Source organism: Mycobacterium sp., assembly GCF_044370595.1.
GTDB lineage: Bacteria > Actinomycetota > Actinomycetes > Mycobacteriales > Mycobacteriaceae > Mycobacterium.
Genome location: NZ_JBILVF010000034.1, coordinates 1 through 20,831, shown reverse-complemented (window position 1 = coordinate 20,831; position 20,831 = coordinate 1). Strand labels below are relative to the sequence as shown.

Sequence of the window (20,831 nt, the reverse complement as noted above, 5' to 3'; positions counted from 1 at the left end):
GCTCAGTGCCTCAACAGATGTGACTCGTCGACGTCGGCGCTGCGCCGGGTGCGGTAGATGGCGACGATGATGGCCAGGCCGACCACCACCTCACAGGCGGCGACGACCATGGTGAAGAAGGCCACCGCCTGACCGTCGAGTCGGCCGTGCATCCGGGCGAAGGTGACGAACGCCAGGTTGCCGGCATTGAGCATCAACTCCACACACATGAACATGACGATCGCGTTCTTGCGCAGCAGAACCCCGGCCGCGCCGATGGTGAACAGCAGTGCCGACAGGTACAGGTAGTGCGACGGGCTCATCGCGCCGTACCGTTCTGGGCCTGCTCCATCTGGGTGATCCGCACGGTGGCGTTGATCGAGGACTCCGCCTCGGAACCGTCGGGCAGCAGGGCCGGGGTGTCGACGGCGTTGCGGCGGGCATAGACGCCCGGGTTGGGCAGCGGGGTGGCCCGGCCGCCGCCGGTGCGGAAACGTTCGATGGCCATCTCGCGCTGGGTTTTCCGGCGCCCGATGCGTTCCCGGTGGGCCAGCACCATCGCGCCCAGTGCGGCGGTGATCAGCAGTGCGCTGGTCAGTTCGAACGCCCACAGGTTTCGGGTGAAGATCAACTCGGCGAGACCTTCGACGTTGCCGTTGCGGTTGGCTGCGGCCAGGCCGGTGAACCCCGAGGTCGCCAGGCTGCCGAGGCCGGCGATCAGCAGCACTCCGAAACCCAGGCCGGCCAGAACTGCGGCGATCCGTTGTCCGCGAAGGGTTTCCACCAGTGACTGCGCGGAGTCCACCCCGACGAGCATCAGCACGAACAGGAACAGCATCATCACCGCGCCGGTGTAGACCACCACCTGCACCACGCCGAGGAACAGTGCGTCCTGCACCACGTAGAGCACCGCCAGCGAGATCATCGTTGAGGCCAGGCACAGCGCCGAGTACACCGCCTTGGGCGCCGCGACCACCCCGATCGCACCGATCACCGCGACCGCACCAAGCACCCAGAACGCGACGGCCTCGGCGTTCACTGCGGCGCCTCGGAGTTCTCCACCGGGCCGATGCGCCCCAGGTAGTAGTCGTCGTCGGTGGCCCCGGGCGCCATCGGATGCGGCGGGGCCGCCATCCCGGGTTGCAGGGGTGCGAGAAGTTTGTCCTTGCCGTAGATCAGGTCCCCGCGGTTGTCGTCGGCCATCTCGTAGTCACCGGTCATGGTCAGCGCGCGGGTGGGGCAGGCTTCGATGCACAACCCGCAGCCGATGCAGCGCAGATAGTTGATCTGATACACCCGCCCGTAACGCTCACCGGGGGAGTAGCGCTCGTCCTCGGTGTTGTCGGCGCCCTCGACGTAGATGGCGTCGGCCGGGCAGGCCCACGCGCACAGTTCGCAACCGATGCACTTCTCCAGACCGTCGGGGTAGCGGTTGAGTTGGTGGCGGCCGTGGTACCGCGGCGCGGTGGGGCCGGGCTTCTCCGGATACTGTTCGGTGATCGGCTTCTTGAACATCGTCGACAGCGTCACGCCGAACCCGGCGACGGACTCGAGGAATTTAGGGCGTCGCACGGGCGGGCTCCACGGATCTCGTTGTTGCGGGGGGAAGCGGCGGTATCGGGAACGAGCCGTCTGGCGGTGGTGGCGGCGGTGGCGGCGGCGGACCGGAGCGCCTGCGGCGCAGTGCATTGACACCCACCGGCAGCGCCAGCAGCACCGCGGCGGCCAGCAGGTTGGGGACGATGCCGTCACGTCCGGTGGTCCGCAGCACGGCGACCACGAGTATCCACAGCAGTGACAGCGGAATCAACAGTTTCCAGCCCAGCGCCATGAACTGGTCGTAGCGCAGCCGCGGCAGGGTGGCGCGCAGCCACATGAACACGAACAGGAACGCCCACACCTTGACGATGAACCACAGCAGGGGCCACCACCCGGTGTTGGCACCCTCCCACATGCTGATCGGCCACGGTGCCCGCCAGCCGCCGAGGAACAGCGTCGCGGCCAGAGCGGAGACGGTGGTCATGTTGACGTACTCGGCGAGGTAGAACATCGCGAACTTCAACGACGAGTACTCGGTGTGGAATCCGCCGACCAGTTCGCCCTCGGCTTCGGGTAGGTCGAAGGGGGCGCGGTTGGTCTCCCCGACCATCGCGGTGAGGTAGACCACGAAGGAGGGCAGCAGCAGCAGGACGTACCAGGTGTGGGTCTGGCCGGCGACGATCCCGGAGGTCGACATGGTGCCCGAGTAGAGGAACACCGAGACGAAGGACAGCGCCATCGCGATCTCGTAGGAGACCACCTGGGCGCTGGACCGCAGCCCACCCAGCAGCGGGTAGGTGGATCCGGAAGCCCAGCCCGCCAACACGATTCCGTACACCCCGATGGAGGTGATCGCCAGGACGTAGAGCACGGCGACCGGCAGGTCGGTCAGTTGCAGCGGGGTGGCGTGGCCGAACACCGACACCACCGGGCCCAGCGGGATGACGGCGAAAGCCATGATCGCCGTGATCACCGAGATGGCCGGGGCCATCAAGTAAATCGGCTTGTCCACCCCGGCCGGGACGAGGCCTTCCTTCAGGGCCAGTTTGATGCCGTCGGCCAGCGACTGCAGCAGCCCGAAGGGACCCACCCGGTTCGGGCCGTAGCGCATCTGCATGCGGCCCAGCAGCTTTCGTTCCACCAGGATGGCCACCAGCACGGTCAGCAGCAGGAAGGCGAAGACGCCGACCGCTTTGGCCAGGATCAGCCACCACGGGTCGAGACCGAAGACCGTCGGATCCGGATAACTCATGTCGGTCCCGCCGCAACGCGAACCACGGCGCCGGTCGTCACACCCAGTGCGGTGTGCACCGCGCACCCCGGGGAGTTCAACGGCAGCCAGACCACCTGATCGGGCATCTCGGTGAGCGCCAGTGGCAGCGTCACCGATCCGCGCCCGGTGGACACCGTCACCGTGTCGGTGGCGCCGATGCTTGCCGCGGTGCCCGCCGACAGCCGCGCCACCGGCGGCCGGGCGGTACCGGCCAGATGAGGTTCGCCGTCCTGTAACCGTCCGGCGTCCAACAGCATTCGCCAGCCCGCCAGGATGGCCTCACCGGATTGCAGCGCCTGTGGCCCGCCGGGTCGGACGTCCGGGGCGGCCGGCCGAGGACCGTCCCAGCCGCCGAGTGCGGCCATCTCGGTGCGGGCCTGATCAGCCGAACGCACACCGAGGTTGACGCCCAACTCGTCGGCCAAAGTGGCCAGCACCCGCAGATCCGGTGCGGCGTTGGAGGGCAGCGCCGCACCGAACGGGCGCACCCGGCCCTCCCAGTCGGTGAACGAACCGGCCTTCTCCACCACCGGTGCCACCGGGAACACCACGTCGGCCAGTGCGGTGACCGCCGACTCGCGCAGTTCCAGGCTGACCACGAACCCGGCCGCCCGGATCGCTGCCAACGCGGCAGGCGGGTCGGGCAGGTCGGCGGGGTCCACCCCGCCCACGATGAGGGCGTCGAGGTCACCGCCGGCGGTGGCGGCCAGTATGGCGTCGGTGTCGCGGCCCGGCTCGGCGGGCAGGTCGGTGCACTGCCACAGCTGGGCAACCTGGTGGCGCGCAACCGGATCGGTGACCGGGCGGCCGCCGGGCAGCACGGTCGGTAGGCATCCGGCGTCCAGCGCTCCCCGGTCACCGGCACGGCGCGGGATCCACGCCAGTCGCGCACCGGTACGCTCCGCGAGCCGGATCGCCGCCGACAGCGCACCTGGACTGGTGGCCAGCCGTTCCCCGGCCAGGATCACCGTGCCATCGGAAAGTTCACCGGCCAGAGCGTCCAGGGCGTCGGCCTCGGCGCCGGGCGCGGCGGTGATCAGCCGGGCGCGGAGTTTCGTCACCCCGCGGGAGGCGAACGGCGCGATCGTCAGCACCGGCAGGCCGCGCTTGCGGACCGCCTTGCGCAGGCGCAGGAAGACGATCGGCGACTCCTCCTCCGGTTCGAACCCGGCCAGCAGCACGGCCTCTGCGGACTCCAGATCGGAGTACGTCACCGTCATCGGCGCCCCGGCCACCCGCGCGGTCAGGAAGTCGGTCTCCTCGCGAGAGTGGGGGCGGGATCGGAAGTCGATGTCGTTGGTGCCCAGCACCATTCGAGCGAACTTGGCGTAGGCGTAGGCGTCCTCGGCGGTCGACCGGCCGCCGACCAGTACGCCGACCCGATTGCCGGCCAGGCCGGCGGGAGCCCGATTGCCGGCCAGGCCGGCGGGAGCCCGATTGCCGGCCAGGCCGGCGGGAGCCCGATTGCCGGCCAGGCCGGCGGAAGCCCGGGCGAGGGCCTCCGACCAGGACGCGGTGCGCAGCGTGCCATCGTCGTCGCGGACCATCGGGGTGGTGATCCGGTCCCGGGCGTAGGTGAACGCCCACCGGCCCTTGTCGCAGTTCCACTCCTCGTTGACCGCCGGATCGTCACCGGCCAGCCGGCGCAGCACCACGCCTCGGCGGTGGTCGGTGCGCTGGGCGCACCCGGAGGCACAGTGCTCGCAGACGCTCGGTGAGGACACCAGATCGAAGGGGCGGGCCCGGAACCGGTAGGCGGTGCCGGTGAGCGCGCCGACCGGGCAGATCTGCACGGTGTTGCCGCTGAAATACGAGTCGAACGACGCTCCGGGGGCGATGCCGACCTGTTGCAGCGCACCGCGTTCGAGCAGTTCGATGAACGCATCCCCGGCGATCTGTTCGGAGAACCGGGTGCAGCGCGCGCACAGCACGCAGCGTTCCCGGTCCAGCAGCACCTGGCTGGACAGGTTGATCGGTTTGGGGAATGTCCGTTTGACGTCGGTGAAGCGGGTTTCGGCACGGCCGCTGGACATCGCCTGGTTCTGCAGCGGGCATTCCCCGCCCTTGTCGCACACCGGGCAGTCCAGGGGGTGGTTGATCAGCAGCAGTTCCATGACGCCGCGCTGCGCCTTGTCGGCAGCCTCGGAGGTGCACTGGGTGCGCACCACCATGCCCTCTGTCACGGTGGTGGTGCAACTGGCCAGCGGTTTGCGCTGACCTTCCACCTCGACCAGGCACTGCCGGCAGGCCCCGACGGGTTCCAGCAGCGGGTGGTCGCAGAACCGGGGAATCTGCACGCCGATCAGCTCGGCGGCGCGGATCACCAAGGTGCCCTTGGGAACCGACAGCACGGTGTCGTCGATGGTGACGGTGACCAGTTCGGTCTCGGTCTGGGGCGGCTGCGTCATGACCACCCCCTGCCGACTGTGCGTCCAGGGCGGAAAATCGCACCAAATCCCGCCGTGAGCGCACACTCGATGCAGAGACGGGGGCTCATGAGCCCACCGACTCGGGCGCGGCGAGCATCGAGGCGTACGGGTCGAACGGGCAGCCGCCGTCCAGGTGCGCCTCGTACTCGGCCCGGAAGTACTGCAGTGAACTCATGATCGGCGAGGCGGCGCCGTCGCCGAGTGCGCAAAACGACTTGCCCATGATGGCATCGGAGATGTCGAGCAGTTTGTCCAGATCCTCGGCCACACCGTGGCCGGTCTCCAGCCGTTCGTAGATCTGCGCCAGCCAGTAGGTGCCCTCCCGGCACGGCGTGCACTTGCCGCAGGATTCGTGGGCGTAGAACTGCGTCCACCGGCGAACCGCCCGCACCACGCACGTCGTCTCGTCGAAGATCTGCAACGCCTTGGTTCCCAGCATCGAGCCCACCGACGCCATCCCCTCGTAATCCAAAGGCACGTCGAGGTGTTCGGCGGTCAGCAGCGGCGTCGAGGACCCGCCGGGTGTCCAGAACTTCAGCTCATGTCCAGCCCGTACCCCACCGGCGTAGTCGAGTAGTTCGCGCAGCGTGATCCCCAGCGGCGCCTCGTACTGACCCGGCCGGGTGACGTGGCCGGACAGCGAGTACAGCGTGAAGCCGGGAGACTTCTCGGTGCCCATCGACTTGAACCAGTCCACCCCGTTGGCCAGGATCGGCGGCACGCTGGCGATGGACTCGACGTTGTTCACCACCGTCGGGCAGGCATACAGGCCGGCGACGGCGGGAAACGGCGGACGCAGCCGGGGTTGCCCGCGGCGGCCCTCGAGGGAGTCCAGCAGGGCGGTCTCCTCACCGCAGATGTAGGCGCCGGCCCCGGCGTGCACGATCAGGTCCAGGTCGAACCCCGACCCGCCGATGTTGTGACCCAGATAGCCCGCGTCGTAGGCCTCGGCGACGGCGGCCTGCACCCGGCGCAGCACCGGAAGCACCTCACCACGCAGGTAGATGAAGGCATGCCGGGCGCCGATCGCATACGCCGCGATCACCGCACCCTCGATGAGGAAATGCGGTGTGGTCAGCAACAGGGGCATGTCCTTGCAGGTGCCCGGTTCGGACTCGTCGGCGTTGATGACCAGGTACTTCGGCTTGGGCGACGCGGTGTCGATGAACGACCACTTCGTCCCCGTCGGGAAGCCCGCCCCGCCGCGGCCGCGCAGACCCGACTCCTTGACCTCGGTGATGACCTCCGAAGGGGACATGCTCAGTGCCCGGCGCAGACCCCGGTAACCGTCGTGACGCAGATAGGTCTGCAGCGTCCACGGCTGCGGCTCGTCCCAGAACCGGCTGAGCACCGGGGTCAGCATGGGTCCCCCTCGGCGCGGGCGACGTGCAGGCCGGCCAGGGTGGGTGTCCCGGGCCCGCTGTCGTCGACGACGTGCGGGCCGACACCGGCCAGGGTCCGGGAGGTCTGCCGGAACGGGCACAGCGGTGCGCCGCGGGTGGGCGTGACACTCTGCCCGCTGCGCAGCGCCTCGACGAGTTCGGTTGCGCTCAGCGGTGTTTGGTTGTCGAAGAACTCCCAGTTCACCATGACCACGGGGGCGTAGTCGCAGGCGGCGTTGCACTCGATGTGCTCCAGGGTGATCAGGCCGTCGGCCGTGGTCTGCCCGGCGTGCACGCCCAGCTCGTTCTCCAGGGTCGCCAGGATCGCGTCCCCGCCCATCACCGCGCACAGGGTGTTGGTGCACACCCCGACGAGGTAGTCCCCGGTCGGGGTGCGCCGGTACATCGAGTAGAAGGTGGCGACCGCGGTGACCTCGGCCGCGGTCAAGCCGAGTTGCGTTGCGCAGAAGTCGATTCCGGCGGCAGTGAGGTATCCGTCCTGCCCCTGCACCAGATGCAGCAGTGGCAGCAGGGCGGACCGGGGGTGTGGGTAACGGGCGATGATCGGGGCCGCGTCGGCGGCCAGCGACTCGGTGACCGGAGCGGGATAGGACGTCGGCCCTCCGATCGGGGGGCCGGGTTCCTCGGGCCGGGGACCGAGGGTGAGGTCGACGCTCATCGGGCGCTCACCTGTCCACGCCTCCCATCACGGGGTCGATGCTGGCGACGGCGGCGATCACGTCGGCGACCATACCGCCCTCGCACATCGCCGCCACCGCTTGCAGATTCGTGAAGCTGGGGTCCCGGTAGTGCACCCGGTAGGGGCGGGTGCCGCCATCGGAGACCATGTGGACCCCGAGTTCGCCGCGCGGTGACTCGACGGCGCTGTACACCTGACCGGCCGGCACCCGAATGCCTTCGGTGACGAGCTTGAAGTGGTGGATCAGCCCCTCCATGGACTGACCCATGATCCGGGCGATATGGGCTGGGGAGTTGCCCAGGCCGTCGGGGCCCATCTGCAGGTCGGCCGGCCACGCGAGTTTCTTGTCCTCGATCATCACCGGGCCGGGGCCGAGATCGTCGAGGCGCTGCAGGCACTGGGCGACGATCTTCAGAGACTCATGCATCTCACCCACCCGGATCAGGTAGCGGCCGTAGCAGTCGGCGGTGTCGGCGGTGACCACGTCGAAGTCGTAAGTCTCATAGCCGCAATATGGTTGGGCCTTGCGCAAGTCGTGCGGCAGTCCGGTCGAACGCAGCACCGGGCCGGTGATGCCCAGTGCCATGCAGCCGGTCAGATCGAGGTATCCGACGCCCTGGGTGCGGGCTTTCCAGATGTAGCTCTCGGTGAGCAGCGACTCCAGTTCACCCAACCGGCCGGGCATCAACCTCAGCAGTTCGGCCACCCGTTGCGGACCGTCCTCGGGCAGGTCGGCGGCCAGACCCCCGGGCCGGATGTAGGCGTGGTTCATCCGCAGCCCGGTGATGGCTTCGAAGACGCCGAGGATCAGTTCGCGTTCCCGGAACCCGAAGAACATCGGCGTCATGGCCCCGAGTTCCATCCCGCCGGTGGCCAGCGCCACCAGATGCGACGAGATCCGGTTGAGTTCCATGAGCATCACCCGGATCGCCGAGGCGCGCGGCGGGATCGCCTCGGTGATGCCCAGCAGGCGCTCCACACCCAGGCAGTAGGCGGTCTCGTTGAAGAACGGCGACAGGTAGTCCATCCGGGTGACGAAGGTGACGCCCTGCGTCCAGTTCCGGTACTCCAGGTTCTTTTCGATTCCGGTGTGCAGATAGCCGATACCGCAACGGGCTTCGATCACCGTCTCACCCTCGATCTCGAGGATCAGTCGCAGCACCCCGTGGGTGGACGGGTGCTGGGGGCCCATGTTGACGACGATGCGTTCGCCGGCGTCGCCGGTGCGAGCGGCGGCGACGATCTCGTCCCAGTCCTGGCCGCCCAGCACAATGACGGGGTCGGACTCGAAGGACTGGGCGGTCATCGGTAGGACCTGCGCTGGTCGGGGGGCGGGATCTGCGCGCCGTGATACTCCACCGGCACCCCGCCCAGTGGATAGTCCTTGCGCTGCGGGTGACCGACCCAGTCGTCGGGCATCTCGATGCGAGTCAGCCCGGGATGGCCGTCGAAGATGATGCCGAAGAAGTCGTAGGTTTCGCGTTCGTGCCAGTCGCAGGTGGGGTAGATCCCGAAGATCGACGGAATGTGCGGGTCGGCGTCGGGGCAGGCGACTTCAAGCTGGATCCGCCGGTTGTGGGTGATCGACATCAGCGGATAGAAGGCGTGCAACTCCCGGCCGGTGTCGTCGGGGTAGTGCACACCGGAGACGCCGCAACACAATTCGAACCGCAGCGACTCGTCGTCACGCAGCACGGCGGCCACCGAGGGCAGATGCTCGCGGCGGATGTCCAGGGTGAGTTGGTCGCGGTGCACCACCACCCGTTCGACGGCGGCGTCGAACCCGTCCGCTCCCAGCACGTCGTCCAGTACCAGGGCGAGCCGGTCGACGACCTCGTCGAAGAAGCCGCCGTAGGGCCGTGGGGTGCCGCCGGGGAGCGCGACGGAGCGGATCAGCCGGCCGTAGCCGGAGGTGTCTCCGCTGCCGGTGGCGCCGAACATGCCGCGGCGCACGCCGATCACCTCACCGTCAGCGGGGTGCTGGGCGTCGCTCACCGCAGCAGACCCTTCAGTTCGATCGTTGGCGTGGCGGCCAGCGCGGCCTGCTCGGCGGCGGCGACGGCCTCGGCCCGGTGCACCCCCAACGGCATCTCGGCGATCTTGGCGTGCAGGGCCAGGATGGCGTTGAGCAGCATCTCCGGCCGGGGCGGGCAGCCAGGCAGATAGATGTCCACCGGCACCACGTGATCCACGCCCTGGAGGATGGCGTAGTTGTTGAACATCCCGCCGCTGGAGGCGCACACCCCCATGGCGAGCACCCATTTGGGTTCGGCCATCTGGTCATACACCTGACGCAGCACCGGGGCCATCTTCTGGCTGACCCGGCCGGCGACGATCATCAGGTCGGCCTGGCGCGGGGTGGCGGAGAACCGCTCCATTCCGAAGCGGGCGATGTCGAACCGCGGACCCGCCGTCGCCATCATTTCGATTGCGCAGCAGGCCAATCCGAACGTCGCGGGCCACAGCGAGCCGGCCCGGACGAAGCCGGCGACCTTCTCCACCGTAGACAGCAGGATGCCGCCCGGTAACGACTCCTCTAAGCCCACTGCTGTGCCCCTCCGGTCCCTAGTCCCAGTTCAGTCCGCCACGGCGCCACACGTAGGCGTAGGCGACGAAAACCGTCGCCATGAACAGCGCCATCTCGATCAGCGCGAAGGTGCCCAGCTGGTCGAAAGCCACCGCCCACGGGTAGAGGAAGACGATCTCGATGTCGAAGACGATGAACAGCATCGCGGTCAAGTAGTACTTGATCGGGAAACGCTGCCCGGACTCCGCGGCCATCGGTTCGATGCCGCATTCGTAGGCGGCGAGTTTGGCGCGGTTGTAGCGCCGCGGACCGACGACCAGAGCGATCACCACCGACACCACCGCGAACACCGTCGCAATGCCAGCCAGCACCAGGATGGGGGTGTAGAGGCTCATGCCGACCCTCTCCTAGCGCATGCGGATGTGGTCTCAACCACAGCCTAGCGGGCGGCTACTGGGCCGGGGAGCGCAACAGGCCGACAACCGCGGCGCCGAGTTCGATCGGGTCGATCGGATGCGCAACGGCCGCTTCCGCGCCGGACCAGCGGGCCAGCCAGGCGTCGTCGGCGCGGCCGGTGAGCACCAGGATCGGCGGGCAGCCGGCGATCTCGTCCTTGAGTTGCTTGGCGATTCCCAGGCCGCCGAACGGGGCGGCCTCCCCGTCGAGGATCACCAGATCGAAGCCGCCGGCGTCCATCAGCGAGATGACCATCGGCGCGGTCGCGACATCGGTGTAGGACAGTTCGGGAAGGTCGGGGTGGAGGCGGGTGCCCAGCGCCAGCCGGACCTGTTCTCGGGTGCCGGTGTTGCTGCTGTAGTTGAGGATGCGTACAGCCGACGCGGGGGAGGACACCGGGCGGCTCAGCGGATGAACACGGCTTCGGCCAGCAGCACCGTGCCCGGCGGCATCATGCCGAGCATGTTGCCGCTGACGCCCCAGCGGGTCCGGTCGATCTCGGCGCGTGCGGTGACCCCGACGGTCTCGGCGCCGGAGCCCTGGCCCCGTCGTTCCACGGTCGCCTGCAACGGCACCGGCAGGGTGATGCCGCGGATGCTCAGCGTCGCGGCGGGTTGGCCATCCGGTGCGACGCCGGCGACATCGACGACAATGTCGGGGTGGTCAGCGGTGTCGAAAAAGTCCGCGCCGCGCAGGTGGCGGTCCCGCATACCGATTCCGGTGCGCACCGATTCGGCCTTGATCACCAGCCGACCCGACAGGTGGCCGTCCGGGGTGACGCTGGCCCCGCCCGTCACCTCGGTGAATCGTCCGTTGACCGGAATCAGTCCCCACAGAGTCTTGCTGACGAACCGGACCGAGGACCGCTCCGGTTCAAGCGTCCAGCTTCCAGCCATGGCGGGGTCGTTCAGCGGAGTCTGCACTGTCATACCGCTGATGGTAGGCATCCGCTGATGGTGGGCATACCGCTGGTGGTAGACCGCCGGATAGCGAGAGGCCCCCCACCTTCGATGTGGGGAGCCTCTCAGGGGTGAAGCGTTGGGACGCGCCTCGACTACGGGGCCGGAGCCGGGCTCGGGGTCGGCGTCGGGGTGGGCGTGGGGGTGGGCGTGGGGGTGGGCGTCGGGGTCGGCTTGGGGGTCGGCTTCGGCTTCTGCACATTGACCAGCGCCTTCGGCAGGCCCTTGTTGTTGGGCTTCAAGCCGATCAGTGCCTTGAGGATTTCGGCCGGGCCGCCGCCGCTCTTGGCGATCTGCGAGATGGTCTGGCCGACCGTGTTGCGGGTTCCGTTGGTGTTGCCGTTGCCGTTGCTGGGCGCAGCGGCGGCGATGGGAGCCGACAGAATCGCTGCGGCCGCCACCGATGCGGTCGCGATCTTCCACTTCATGGCATTTCTCCTTATGTTCTCAATGGCCCCGGTTGCTCTCAGTAGCAACTCAGCAAAATCATAATGACGCTCTGGCCCGCTGGCAAATCCTTTTTTGGTGGAAGATGCCCCTTATTTGGTGGGACTTTAGTCCCCTCGGCATGAGCGCCCAGCTAAGTACGATCCGATTCGTGGGCGTCGTCGCCGCTCTTAAGGTTCCGGTATCGCTCTCAGGTGTCCGGCTCGACGGTCGTCGGTGATCCGGGAATTCGCCGAGGCTCCCCACCCGGAACGAGCAGCCTTTGCTGGGTGCCCCAACATCAACGCCAGGACGCTGTCCAGCTCCGTGGTCTTCGATGGCGGCGTGGCAGGGCGAGGGTTTGGCCGGTGTCGGGCTCGAAAGGGCTAACGCCCGCCGTAGCCGGGATGAGAGATCGCCAGCCGGTGCCCGACAACCACCCGCAGGCAGGTCATCAACTCGGACTCGCGGCCATCCAAGTCGCCGTCACGGATCGCCGCGGCGAGGTCGGCTTCGTCGGCAAAACCCAGAGCGGCCAGGGCCGCCTGCGGCGCACCGGCGGACTGGTCGAGAAGTTCACGCTCGGCGATCCGCAACGCATTGGCCGCCACCAGGGCGTGGAAGTTCACCGCACCGGAGGTGGCGCTGCGGACCTCACCTTCGAGGAACTCCGCGACCGCGGCGATCAGTTCGGCTGCCGTCGGCCGGCCGTTGATGTTTCCGTCGAGTGGCGCAGCGTTCACAGCGCCTCCTCGAGCAGATCCAGGACATCCCACTCGGTCTCGCACACCCGCCGTCCGATCGCGGCCAGTTCCACCGACCGGGTCTGCCCGGACAGATGCCGCTGCGCCTGGTAGCGACAGATCATTCCCCAGCGCAGCGTGCCCAGCACCATCCACCAGTGCAGCGCGGCCCGGTCGACGGTCGCCCCGCCGGCCCGTTCGTAGGCGGCGACGAAGTCGTCGATGCCTCCCAGCCCGCCGGCGGCCAATGCGGCGGGCGCGCCGAAACGCCAGGCCCGGATGCAGAACCACGCCAGGTCTTCGTGGATGTCGCCGATGTGGACCAGTTCCCAGTCGAGCACCGCTGTCAGGGTCGATCCGTCGACGATCAGGTTGCCCATCCGGAAGTCGCCGTGCACCAGCCGGGGCGCTGTGGGTGCGGGCCGGTGCGCCTGCAGCCACCGGAAGGCCCATTCGAAGGTCGCCGTGGTGTCGCCCATCTCGTCGATCCGCTGCCGGCAGTCGGCCAGCGGGTCCTGCTCGACCAGGCCCGGGGCGTCGGTGCGGGCCCGGTGGATGGCGGCCAGGGCCTGCCCGCACTGGCTCAGCAGCCGGGCGCGGCCCTCGCCGTCCAGGTGCCGCTGGATGCGGCGGACAATGGTCTCTCCGGCGATCTCATCGCAGATGAGAAACGGATTGCCCAGTGCTGCAGGAGAAGCTGCAGGAGAAGCTGCAGGGGAATCAGACGCAACGACGATGTGCGGCACCGGGGCACCGGCCGCGGCGGCGGCGGACTGGGCGGCAGCCTCAAGCTCCATCCCGGCGAAGTGCTCGGACCCCTCCAGCGGTGCGGCCCGCAGGATCAGCGCCCGACGGTGCGTGCCCGTCACCGCCTCGAAGGCATACGTCATCCGACTGGCGCCCCCGGTCAGCAGACGCAGGTTGGCCACCGTGACGCCCTCGCCGAGGTGCGGGCGAAGGACCGCCTCCAGTTCGGCCGGCAGCTGATCTTTCACGTGCGCCCGAACTTGAACATGCGCTGTGCCACCCGGCGCATCTGGATCTCCTCGGCTCCCTCGGTGATGCGGTAGCGGCGGTGGTGGCGGTAAATGTGCTCGAACGGTTCGTGACGGCTGTAGCCGATGCCGCCGTGGATCTGCATGGCCCGGTCGGCGGCCTCGCACACCAACCGGTTGGCCCGGTAGTTGGCCATCGACACCTTGTCGGAGACCTCCATGTGGTGGTTGCGGTCCAGCTCGGTGGCCGCGTAGCGCACCAGCAGACGCACCATCTGCGCCTCGGTCTGCAGTTCCACCAACGGCCACTGCACGGCCTGGTTCACCGACAGCGGCTTGCCGAAGGTCGTGCGTTTCGTCGCGTAGTCCACCGCGCGGTCGATGCAGTACTGCGCCGCACCCAGGCTGCTGGCGGCCTGCCGGATCCGGTTCTCGTGCAGGAAGGTCTGGGCGACCTCCAGGCCGCGGTCGACCTCGCCGAGCACCGCATCGGCCGGGATTCGGACGTCGTTGAGTACGACCTCGCCGTGGTCGCTGGGCATATTGAACGTCCACCAGTAGTAGGGCACCTCGAAACCGGGTGCATCACAGGGCACTAGGAACGCGGTGATGCCCACTGCGGCGCCCGCGTCGCCGGAGGTGCGGGCGAACACCAGGTCGTGGGTGGCGCGGTGCACGCCGGTGTTCCACCGTTTGGCGCCGTTGATGACCCAGCTATCGCCATCGAGGCGGGCGGTGGTCTCCATCCAGGTCGCGTCACTGCCGTGGTCGGGTTCGGTGAGACCGAACGCCATGGACCGGGTGCCGGTAAACATGGCCTCGATCCACTCAGCCTTCTGTGCGTCGGTGCCGAAGCGGTCCATCATGATGACCTGGGGGAAGTTGCCGACGATGGACGACTCGTCCTGCAGGTCGTTGTGCAGGCCGAGTCCTTTGTGCGCCAAATGTTCCCGGATGACGGCCATGTCGAGATTGGTGCCGTCACGGCCGCCGAACTTCGAGGGCAGCCCGTACCGCAGCCAGCCGGCTCTGTCGGCGCGGCGGCGCATCTCGTCGAGCAGGTCCTCCCACTCCCGGCGCGGTACGCCGCCGTTGTCGAGGTCGGTGCGGGCGAACTCACGCCGGCGGTCGAAGTACTGCATGTGTTCGGCTTCCAGCGGCTTGATCTCCGCCTCGATGAACGCGTCCATCTCGGCCAAGAGTGGCGGAAGGTGTTCGGGCAGGGTGAAATCCACTCAGGCCTCCTTGGGCTGGCCGTACAGGGTCTTTCTCCAGATCGTGGACAGGGTGTTCACTGCGGCGTCATCGGAGATCCCGACCGACAGGCAGACACCGGTGAATCGCTCGAAGAGCAGGGCGATGGCCAGTGCGGTGTGGTCGGCGTCGAGATCGTCGGCGTAGCCCTGCTGCTGGGCACGCCGGACGGAGGCACGGACGATGTCGGTGCCGAACCGCCGGAATCGGTTCTGCAGCGCGGCGAATCGTGGCTCGGTGCCGGCCAGTTGATCGACCGCGACCATGACGCCGATGTTCGGTTTGAACATCTCCCAGTAGACGCCGACGGCGGAGACGAAGAAGTCGCTGTCATCGGGGAAGGTCGGCAGCTCGACGACCTCGTTGAGGAAGTCTTCGGCCAGTGCGGCCAGCAGATCCTCCTTGTCGGTGAAGTACCGGTAGAACACCGCCGGTGATTTACCCGCCGCCGAGGTGATGTCGGCCAGGGTGGTGCCGTGAAACCCGCGCTGCGCGAACAGAGTGCGCGCGGCCTCCTCGATGGCGTGGCGGGTCCGCTGACCCTTGCTGCCCAGCGGCCGTTCGGCGATGTCAGTCACGGATTCGGTCTCCGGCGCGCAGCAGGGCGCTGGGCAGTGCGTGGCCGACCAGTTCCTGGGCCACCCGGGCGGCGTCGACGGCGGCATCCAGGTCGACGTCGACGTCGATTCCACTGTCCCGCAGCAGATAAACCAGGTCCTCGGTAGCGATGTTGCCGCTGGCGCCGGGGGCGAACGGGCAGCCGCCGAGGCCGCCCACCGATGCGTCCAGGCGGGTCACCCCGGCGGTGACAGCGGCCCAGGCGCTGGCCAGTCCGGCGCCGCGGGTGTTGTGGAAATGCGCGCCCAGTGGCCGCGTCCCGACCCGCGGGAGTACCCGGGCGACCAGGTCGGTGACCCGGCCGGGGGTGGCGGTGCCGATGGTGTCGGCGATGGCGATGCGGTCCGCGCCGAATGCGCAGGCGGCGTCGACGACGTCGAGAACCCGTTGCGGCGGGGTGGGTCCGTCGAACGGGCAGTCCCAGGAGGTGGAGATGATCACCTCGACGCTGACGCCGGCGTCGTGGGCGATCGCGACGATGTCGGCGATCTGCGCGGCGGCCTCAGCGCTGCTGCGCCCGACATTGGCCCGGCTGTGCCCGTCGGCCGCGGACACCACGTACTCCAGGGAGCGCAGGCCGGCGGCGATGGCGCGCCGGGCGCCGTTGGGGCTGGCGACCAGCGCGGAGAAGTCGATGTCGGGGTAGTCGGCGAGTGCGGCGGCCAACTCGGGTGCATCCGCCAGTGCCGGCACCTTCGACGGAGAGACGAACGCGGTGGCCTCGACCTCGCGGACGCCGGTGGCGGCGATGGCGGCCAGCAGATCGAGTTTGGCGGACAGCGGAATCGGTGTCTCGATCTGCAGGCCGTCGCGCAGGGCGACCTCGCGGATCGTCACATGCTGAGGCGGCTCGCTCACAGCACTCCCTTGCCGGCCAGGGCGGCCAGGTCGCCGGCGGACATTCCCAGCAGGCCCCGGTAGATCTCGTCGTTGTGCTGTCCGGGCCGGGCGGGCCCGGCGCTGCGCACCCCGCCCGGCGTCGCGGAGAGCACCGGCACCACACCCGGTCCCAGCACGGTGCGCCCGGCGCCTTCGTCGAGGTGCTCGACGAGCATGCCGCGGGCCAGGAACTGCGGATCGCGCACCACCTCGGCGACGGTGTTGATCGGGCCGGCGATCACCCCCGCCGCACTGAGGGTGTCGATGATGTCGTCGGGTGCGCGGGTGGCGGCCCATTGCCCGATGATGGCGTCGAGTTCATCCTGGTTGCGCCCGCGTGCCCCGTGGCTGACGAAGCGGTCGTCGTCGGCGAGCTCGGGGCGCCCCATCGCGTCGCACAGCCGGCGGAATACGGTGTCCTGGTTGGCGGCGATCACCACCCAGCTGCCGTCGGCGCTGCGGTAGATGTTCGACGGGGCGATGCCTTCCAGGCGGGTGCCCGACGGTCCGCGCACCACCCCGCCGGCGTCGTAGTCGGGGATGGTGGACTCCTGCACGGCCAGGCAGGCCTCGGTGAGCGCGGTGTCCACCACCTGTCCCTCACCGGTGACGGTGCGCCGGTACAGCGCGGCCAGCGCGCCCTGGGCGGCGAACATCCCGGCCAGGGTGTCGCCGAGGGACAGCGCCAGCCGCGGCGGCGGGCCGCCGGGGAAGCCGTTCATGTGCCGCAGGCCGCTGACGGCTTCGGCCACCGACGCGTAGCCCGCCTTACCGGCGTCGGGCCCGGTCTGGCCGTATCCGGACACCCGCACCAGGATGATGCCGCTATTGCGTTGGTGCAGAACGTCATAGCCCAGGTCCCACTTCTCCAGGGTGCCGGGCCGGAAGTTCTCCACGATGATGTCGGATCGCTCCACGAGGTCGAGGAAGATCGCGCGTCCCTGCGGCTCGCGCAGATTAAGGGTGATGGCTTTCTTGTTGCGGGCGTGCACGGTCCAGAAGAAGTGGTGTCCGTCGACCTCGGCCTGGCCCCAGGTGCGCAGCGGGTCAGGTGAGCCGGGCGGCTCGATCTTGATCACCTCGGCGCCCATATCGCCGAGCAGGCGGCCGGCGAACGGCCCGGAGATCAGCGTGCCCATCTCCAGCACGCGGATGCCGTCCAGCGCACCGGTCATGGTGTTGCGTTGCTGAAATCGTGGCGTGAGAGCCAGTCGGTGATTACGTCGACGGCTTGGGCCAGGGTCTGTTTCTGGTCGGGCCCGGAGTAGTAGTGGTTGGCGCCGGGGATCTCGTGCATCTCCTTGTCGGTGGTGCCGATGGCCTCGAAGAGTCGGCGGGTGTGGCTGGGTGTGCAGGCGTCGTCGGCGAGGTTGCCGATCACCAGGGTAGGTACCGTCACGTCGGCGCCGCAGGCGATGCCGTCGCCGCGGGCGTCGTCATAGCTCCACTGGGACAGCCAACTGCGCAGCGAGCTGTACCGGGCCAGACCGACCGGGCTGGAGTTCACCACCCGCGGGTCGCCGAGGTAGCAGGTGCCGGGGGTGCGGTCGTTGGGGTCGACGGTCGGATCCAGCCAGCGTGGATCGGCCATGGTGCCGTGCACGACGAAGCAGAACTCCTCGTCGTCACGTCCCTGTGCCTCCAGTTCGGCCAGTGTGGCCTTGACCCACGTGGTGATTCGGCGGTTGCGGGCGATCTGGGCCTGCCGGTAGCGCTCGAGAAACTCCGGTGTGTAGGGCGGCTGGTTGGGGTTGTCCGGGTTGTAGAGGTCGAGTTCGGGTTCGCGGCGGGTGGGGTCGGACTCATCGAGGATGGAGGCGTCCAGCCATTCGGTGAGCGTGCCGTGGCGGCTGATGTGCGCGGCGAGCAGCATGATGGCGTCGGCGGGTGGCATGTCCACAACGGGGGCCTGGTGTTGGTAATACAGCGACAGCGATCCACCACCACTCCAGCCGGCCAGCACCACCTTCGAGTAGCCGAGACGATCTTTGGCATCGGAGATGACCTTGCCGAGATCCTCGATGACCTTCTCCATCAGCAGATTGGAGTCGGTGCCGCGGTACCGACTGCCGGCGTAGATCACGTGGTGGCCGGCCCGGGCCAGGGCGTTGACCATCGGAAGGTAGGCCCCGCCGCCGATCGGGTGCATGAACACCAGCACGGTGTCTGATGTCGGCGCCGTGGCGGCCCCGGTGTCGGACGGAACGCCTGGCTTGAGCAGATAGCACTCCAGAACGACGATCTCGGCCAGTCCGCCGTAGACGTCCCGAACGCCGGAATTATTCGGGTAGGCGACCAGATACGGGATCCGCTCGTATCGGCTACTCACGAATGCTGGCCCAAATCCGCGGCCACTACCTCTGCCGACGGCACCAGCCGCTGCCGGGTGTCGACGGCGATCACCTTCCAGTCGACGCTGCCGTACTCGTCGAACTTGCGGCGGGCGCGTTCGCGGGCCTTCTCCGGGGCGCCGTGGTGCACGCCCTGCGGCGCGTGACTGATCAGCCCGGGCGGCATCGGGATGCCGTACAGCGAGCCGCCGTGGAAGAAGGCGATTTCGTCGTAATCGACATTGCGGTGATACCAGGGTGTGCGTTCGGTGCCCGGCACACCTTCGGCGGGTTTGGGCAGGAAATTGCAGACGTAGACCCCGGTGGCCTCCATGAACAGATGCACCATGGGAGGCAGGTGCACGCTGTTGGACAACACGACGTGGTAGTTCTCGATATTGAAGATGAAGGGGAAGTTGTCGCCCTGCCAGCCCTCGACGTCGAGCGGATTGTGTTCGTAGAACAGTGAAGTGGTCTCAACCCCGCCGGCTTCGCGGTGCATCAACCGCACCTCGTATTCGGTGCGGTCGTCGTCCTCAAGTGGCTCAGGCTCGGGGATGGTGGCCTGGGACGGGTCGAACGGCCAGTGCCGGCCAAGCGGGCCGGGTGGGGGAGTGCGGAACTCGTCGGTCGCCTCGATCATCAGCCAGGTGCTCTCCGAGCCGCCGTCGGGCAGCTGACGCCAGGTGCAGGCCTTGGGCAGATAGACCCAGTCGCCGGTGCGGTAGTCCAGCGGCCCGAACTCCGTCTCCAGCCGCCCGGATCCCTGGTGGACGAAGCACAGCAGGTCGCCGTCGATGTAGCGGATGTGAAAAGGCATGTCCTCGGTGCGCCGGCTCAGCAAGATGCGGCAGTCGGGGTTGGAGAACAGCAGCAGTGGGCTGCCGGCGGGGTCGGTGGCGTCGGCGGGTTTGAGTTGGTCGGCCAGCACGTCGACCGGCCGGAGCGGGCCCGATGCGCGGAACTGCGTCGGGTCGTGGCGCCGGTACATGCTGGCGGTGCGCCCGGTGAACCCGCCGCGCCCCAACTCGTCGTCCTTGAGCCCGTCGAGGTCGGCGTGCAGCCGCCGTGGGGTGGCGCCTTTGCGCAGGTGGACGAAGGATTCCATGGTTGCTCCCGAAGCGTGCGACGGCCTGAAACTGAAACTGACATTACTTTTGCGCCGATGCTCGGACAAGGAATCGGCGGCCGTGGGAGAGTCGCGTGTAACGCTGGCGATTTCATTACCGATAACCGGCATGTTTTACTCGATCCTTAAACAGACAATCCGGTGCGAGAGAAAGCTGGGGTGGATTGGTGAGTTCCGTCTCCGACAAGGTGCGTGGTTGGTCACGCCGTTTTGCCGTTGCGGCGACCGCCGCGGCGGCACTGCCGGGCCTGATCGGCCTGGCCGGTGGGTCAGCCACCGCCGGCGCGTTCTCGCGTCCCGGCCTGCCCGTCGAATACCTGGACGTGCCTTCGGCCGCGATGGGCAAGACCATCCGGGTCCAGTTCCAGAGCGGCGGCGCCAACTCGCCGAACGTCTGGCTGCTCGACGGTCTGCGCGCCCAGGACGACTACAACGGCTGGGACATCAACACCCAGGCCTTCGAGTGGTACCTGGACTCGGGCCTGTCGATCTCGATGCCGGTGGGCGGACAGTCCAGCTTCTACGCCGACTGGTACCGGCCCGCGTGCGGCAAGGCCGGCTGCTCGACCTACAAGTGGGAGACCTTCCTGACCAGTGAGGCGCCGGCCTGGCTGGCGGCCAACAAGCAGGTCAAGCCCAACGGCAGCGCCGCGATCGGTCTGTCGATGGCCGGCTCGGCGTCGCTGACGTTGGCCGCCTGGCATCCCGGTCAGTTCATCTACGCCGGCTCGATGTCGGGCTTCCTGAACCCGTCTGAGGGCTGGTGGCCCGGCCTGATCAACATCTCGATGGGCGACGCCGGTGGCTACAAGTCCAACGACATGTGGGGCCCGTCGAGTGATCCGGCCTGGCAGCGCAACGACCCGATGGTGCAGATCCCGCGACTGGTGGCCAACAACACCCGGCTGTGGATCTACTGCGGCAACGGCCAGCCCAACGAGTTGGGCGGCGGCGACGTGCCGGCCACCTTCCTGGAAGGCTTGACCATCCGCACTAACCGCACCTTCCGCGACAACTACCTCGCGGCGGGCGGGCGCAACGGTGTGTTCAACTTCCCCGATAACGGCACGCACAGCTGGGCTTACTGGGGCCGCGAGCTTCAGGCGATGAAGCCGGACCTGCAGCGGGTTCTGGGCGCGACGCCTCAGAGCTGACCCGAACACGATTAAGCGGGCCGTCAGCGAAAGCTGGCGGCCCGCTTTTCGTTGTGCGG

At 68.3% G+C, this 20,831-nt stretch carries 23 protein-coding genes; 1 reads left to right on the top strand and 22 read right to left on the bottom strand.

Features of this window, described 5'->3' with window-relative positions; genetic code table 11:
* Nucleotides 1–2: 2 nt before the first annotated feature.
* The 22 genes from nuoK to ADBZ5N_RS07140 all read right to left on the bottom strand — a co-directional run bounded on the left by nuoK (nucleotide 3) and on the right by ADBZ5N_RS07140 (nucleotide 19,597).
* Nucleotides 3–302, bottom strand: coding sequence for an NADH-quinone oxidoreductase subunit NuoK (gene nuoK / locus ADBZ5N_RS07245; RefSeq protein ID WP_526256813.1), 300 nt, complete (start codon nucleotides 300–302; stop codon nucleotides 3–5).
* Complete coding sequence (locus tag ADBZ5N_RS07240; protein WP_526256812.1) at nucleotides 299–1,018, bottom strand: NADH-quinone oxidoreductase subunit J; 720 nt, start codon at nucleotides 1,016–1,018, stop codon at nucleotides 299–301. The genes nuoK and ADBZ5N_RS07240 overlap by 4 nt, the downstream gene beginning before the upstream one ends.
* Entirely contained in the window at nucleotides 1,015–1,551 is a 537-nt protein-coding gene (gene nuoI, locus ADBZ5N_RS07235; protein ID WP_526256811.1) for an NADH-quinone oxidoreductase subunit NuoI, read from the bottom strand. Before nuoI ends, ADBZ5N_RS07240 begins: the two co-directional genes overlap by 4 nt.
* Nucleotides 1,538–2,770, bottom strand: a complete 1,233-nt coding sequence (gene nuoH / locus ADBZ5N_RS07230) for an NADH-quinone oxidoreductase subunit NuoH (protein WP_526256810.1) — start codon at nucleotides 2,768–2,770, stop codon at nucleotides 1,538–1,540. Before nuoH ends, nuoI begins: the two co-directional genes overlap by 14 nt.
* Nucleotides 2,767–5,199, bottom strand: coding sequence for an NADH-quinone oxidoreductase subunit G (locus ADBZ5N_RS07225; RefSeq protein ID WP_526256809.1), 2,433 nt, complete (start codon nucleotides 5,197–5,199; stop codon nucleotides 2,767–2,769). The genes nuoH and ADBZ5N_RS07225 overlap by 4 nt, the downstream gene beginning before the upstream one ends.
* An 85-nt stretch (nucleotides 5,200–5,284) precedes the next feature.
* A complete protein-coding gene (nuoF, locus tag ADBZ5N_RS07220) occupies nucleotides 5,285–6,583 on the bottom strand; it encodes an NADH-quinone oxidoreductase subunit NuoF (protein WP_526256808.1) in 1,299 nt (432 codons plus the stop codon).
* Complete coding sequence (gene nuoE / locus ADBZ5N_RS07215; RefSeq protein WP_526256807.1) at nucleotides 6,577–7,281, bottom strand: NADH-quinone oxidoreductase subunit NuoE; 705 nt, start codon at nucleotides 7,279–7,281, stop codon at nucleotides 6,577–6,579. Before nuoE ends, nuoF begins: the two co-directional genes overlap by 7 nt.
* A 7-nt stretch (nucleotides 7,282–7,288) precedes the next feature.
* Complete coding sequence (locus ADBZ5N_RS07210) at nucleotides 7,289–8,608, bottom strand: NADH-quinone oxidoreductase subunit D (RefSeq protein ID WP_526256806.1); 1,320 nt, start codon at nucleotides 8,606–8,608, stop codon at nucleotides 7,289–7,291.
* The gene (locus tag ADBZ5N_RS07205) at nucleotides 8,605–9,297 is read right to left on the bottom strand and encodes an NADH-quinone oxidoreductase subunit C (protein WP_526256805.1); all 693 of its coding nucleotides are present in this window, start codon (nucleotides 9,295–9,297) and stop codon (nucleotides 8,605–8,607) included. Before ADBZ5N_RS07205 ends, ADBZ5N_RS07210 begins: the two co-directional genes overlap by 4 nt.
* Nucleotides 9,294–9,848, bottom strand: coding sequence for an NADH-quinone oxidoreductase subunit B (locus ADBZ5N_RS07200; RefSeq protein ID WP_526256804.1), 555 nt, complete (start codon nucleotides 9,846–9,848; stop codon nucleotides 9,294–9,296). The genes ADBZ5N_RS07205 and ADBZ5N_RS07200 overlap by 4 nt, the downstream gene beginning before the upstream one ends.
* A 19-nt stretch (nucleotides 9,849–9,867) precedes the next feature.
* Entirely contained in the window at nucleotides 9,868–10,224 is a 357-nt protein-coding gene (locus tag ADBZ5N_RS07195) for an NADH-quinone oxidoreductase subunit A (RefSeq protein ID WP_526256803.1), read from the bottom strand.
* A gap of 55 nt (nucleotides 10,225–10,279) precedes the next feature.
* Nucleotides 10,280–10,681: an Rv3143 family two-component system response regulator gene (locus ADBZ5N_RS07190; protein ID WP_526256802.1), complete on the bottom strand. Its 402-nt coding sequence runs from the start codon at nucleotides 10,679–10,681 to the stop codon at nucleotides 10,280–10,282.
* Nucleotides 10,682–10,689: 8 nt separating this feature from the next.
* Nucleotides 10,690–11,214, bottom strand: a complete 525-nt coding sequence (locus ADBZ5N_RS07185; RefSeq protein ID WP_526256801.1) for a YceI family protein — start codon at nucleotides 11,212–11,214, stop codon at nucleotides 10,690–10,692.
* A 125-nt stretch (nucleotides 11,215–11,339) separates the two neighbouring features.
* Nucleotides 11,340–11,672 carry a hypothetical protein gene (locus ADBZ5N_RS07180; protein ID WP_526256800.1) on the bottom strand — a complete coding sequence of 111 codons (333 nt, stop codon included), beginning with the start codon at nucleotides 11,670–11,672 and terminating at the stop codon, nucleotides 11,340–11,342.
* 384 nt (nucleotides 11,673–12,056) lie between these two features.
* A complete protein-coding gene (locus ADBZ5N_RS07175) occupies nucleotides 12,057–12,413 on the bottom strand; it encodes a DUF6285 domain-containing protein (RefSeq protein ID WP_526256799.1) in 357 nt (118 codons plus the stop codon).
* The gene (locus tag ADBZ5N_RS07170) at nucleotides 12,410–13,408 is read right to left on the bottom strand and encodes a phosphotransferase family protein (protein ID WP_526256798.1); all 999 of its coding nucleotides are present in this window, start codon (nucleotides 13,406–13,408) and stop codon (nucleotides 12,410–12,412) included. The genes ADBZ5N_RS07175 and ADBZ5N_RS07170 overlap by 4 nt, the downstream gene beginning before the upstream one ends.
* Entirely contained in the window at nucleotides 13,405–14,643 is a 1,239-nt protein-coding gene (locus tag ADBZ5N_RS07165) for an acyl-CoA dehydrogenase family protein (RefSeq protein ID WP_526256797.1), read from the bottom strand. The genes ADBZ5N_RS07170 and ADBZ5N_RS07165 overlap by 4 nt, the downstream gene beginning before the upstream one ends.
* Nucleotides 14,644–15,231: a TetR/AcrR family transcriptional regulator gene (locus ADBZ5N_RS07160; RefSeq protein ID WP_526256819.1), complete on the bottom strand. Its 588-nt coding sequence runs from the start codon at nucleotides 15,229–15,231 to the stop codon at nucleotides 14,644–14,646. It lies immediately after the preceding gene.
* 1 nt (nucleotide 15,232) lies between these two features.
* On the bottom strand, nucleotides 15,233–16,138 hold the full coding sequence (locus tag ADBZ5N_RS07155) for a hydroxymethylglutaryl-CoA lyase (RefSeq protein WP_526256796.1): 906 nt from the start codon (nucleotides 16,136–16,138) through the stop codon (nucleotides 15,233–15,235).
* Nucleotides 16,135–17,334 carry a CaiB/BaiF CoA transferase family protein gene (locus tag ADBZ5N_RS07150; protein WP_526256795.1) on the bottom strand — a complete coding sequence of 400 codons (1,200 nt, stop codon included), beginning with the start codon at nucleotides 17,332–17,334 and terminating at the stop codon, nucleotides 16,135–16,137. The genes ADBZ5N_RS07155 and ADBZ5N_RS07150 overlap by 4 nt, the downstream gene beginning before the upstream one ends.
* Nucleotides 17,331–18,488, bottom strand: a complete 1,158-nt coding sequence (locus ADBZ5N_RS07145; protein ID WP_526256794.1) for an alpha/beta hydrolase family protein — start codon at nucleotides 18,486–18,488, stop codon at nucleotides 17,331–17,333. The genes ADBZ5N_RS07150 and ADBZ5N_RS07145 overlap by 4 nt, the downstream gene beginning before the upstream one ends.
* Nucleotides 18,485–19,597 carry a homogentisate 1,2-dioxygenase gene (locus tag ADBZ5N_RS07140; RefSeq protein WP_526256793.1) on the bottom strand — a complete coding sequence of 371 codons (1,113 nt, stop codon included), beginning with the start codon at nucleotides 19,595–19,597 and terminating at the stop codon, nucleotides 18,485–18,487. The genes ADBZ5N_RS07145 and ADBZ5N_RS07140 overlap by 4 nt, the downstream gene beginning before the upstream one ends.
* A 188-nt stretch (nucleotides 19,598–19,785) precedes the next feature.
* Between ADBZ5N_RS07140 and ADBZ5N_RS07135 the strand changes: the two genes are divergently transcribed.
* Nucleotides 19,786–20,772, top strand: a complete 987-nt coding sequence (locus ADBZ5N_RS07135) for an alpha/beta hydrolase (RefSeq protein WP_526256792.1) — start codon at nucleotides 19,786–19,788, stop codon at nucleotides 20,770–20,772.
* Nucleotides 20,773–20,831: the final 59 nt, after the last annotated feature.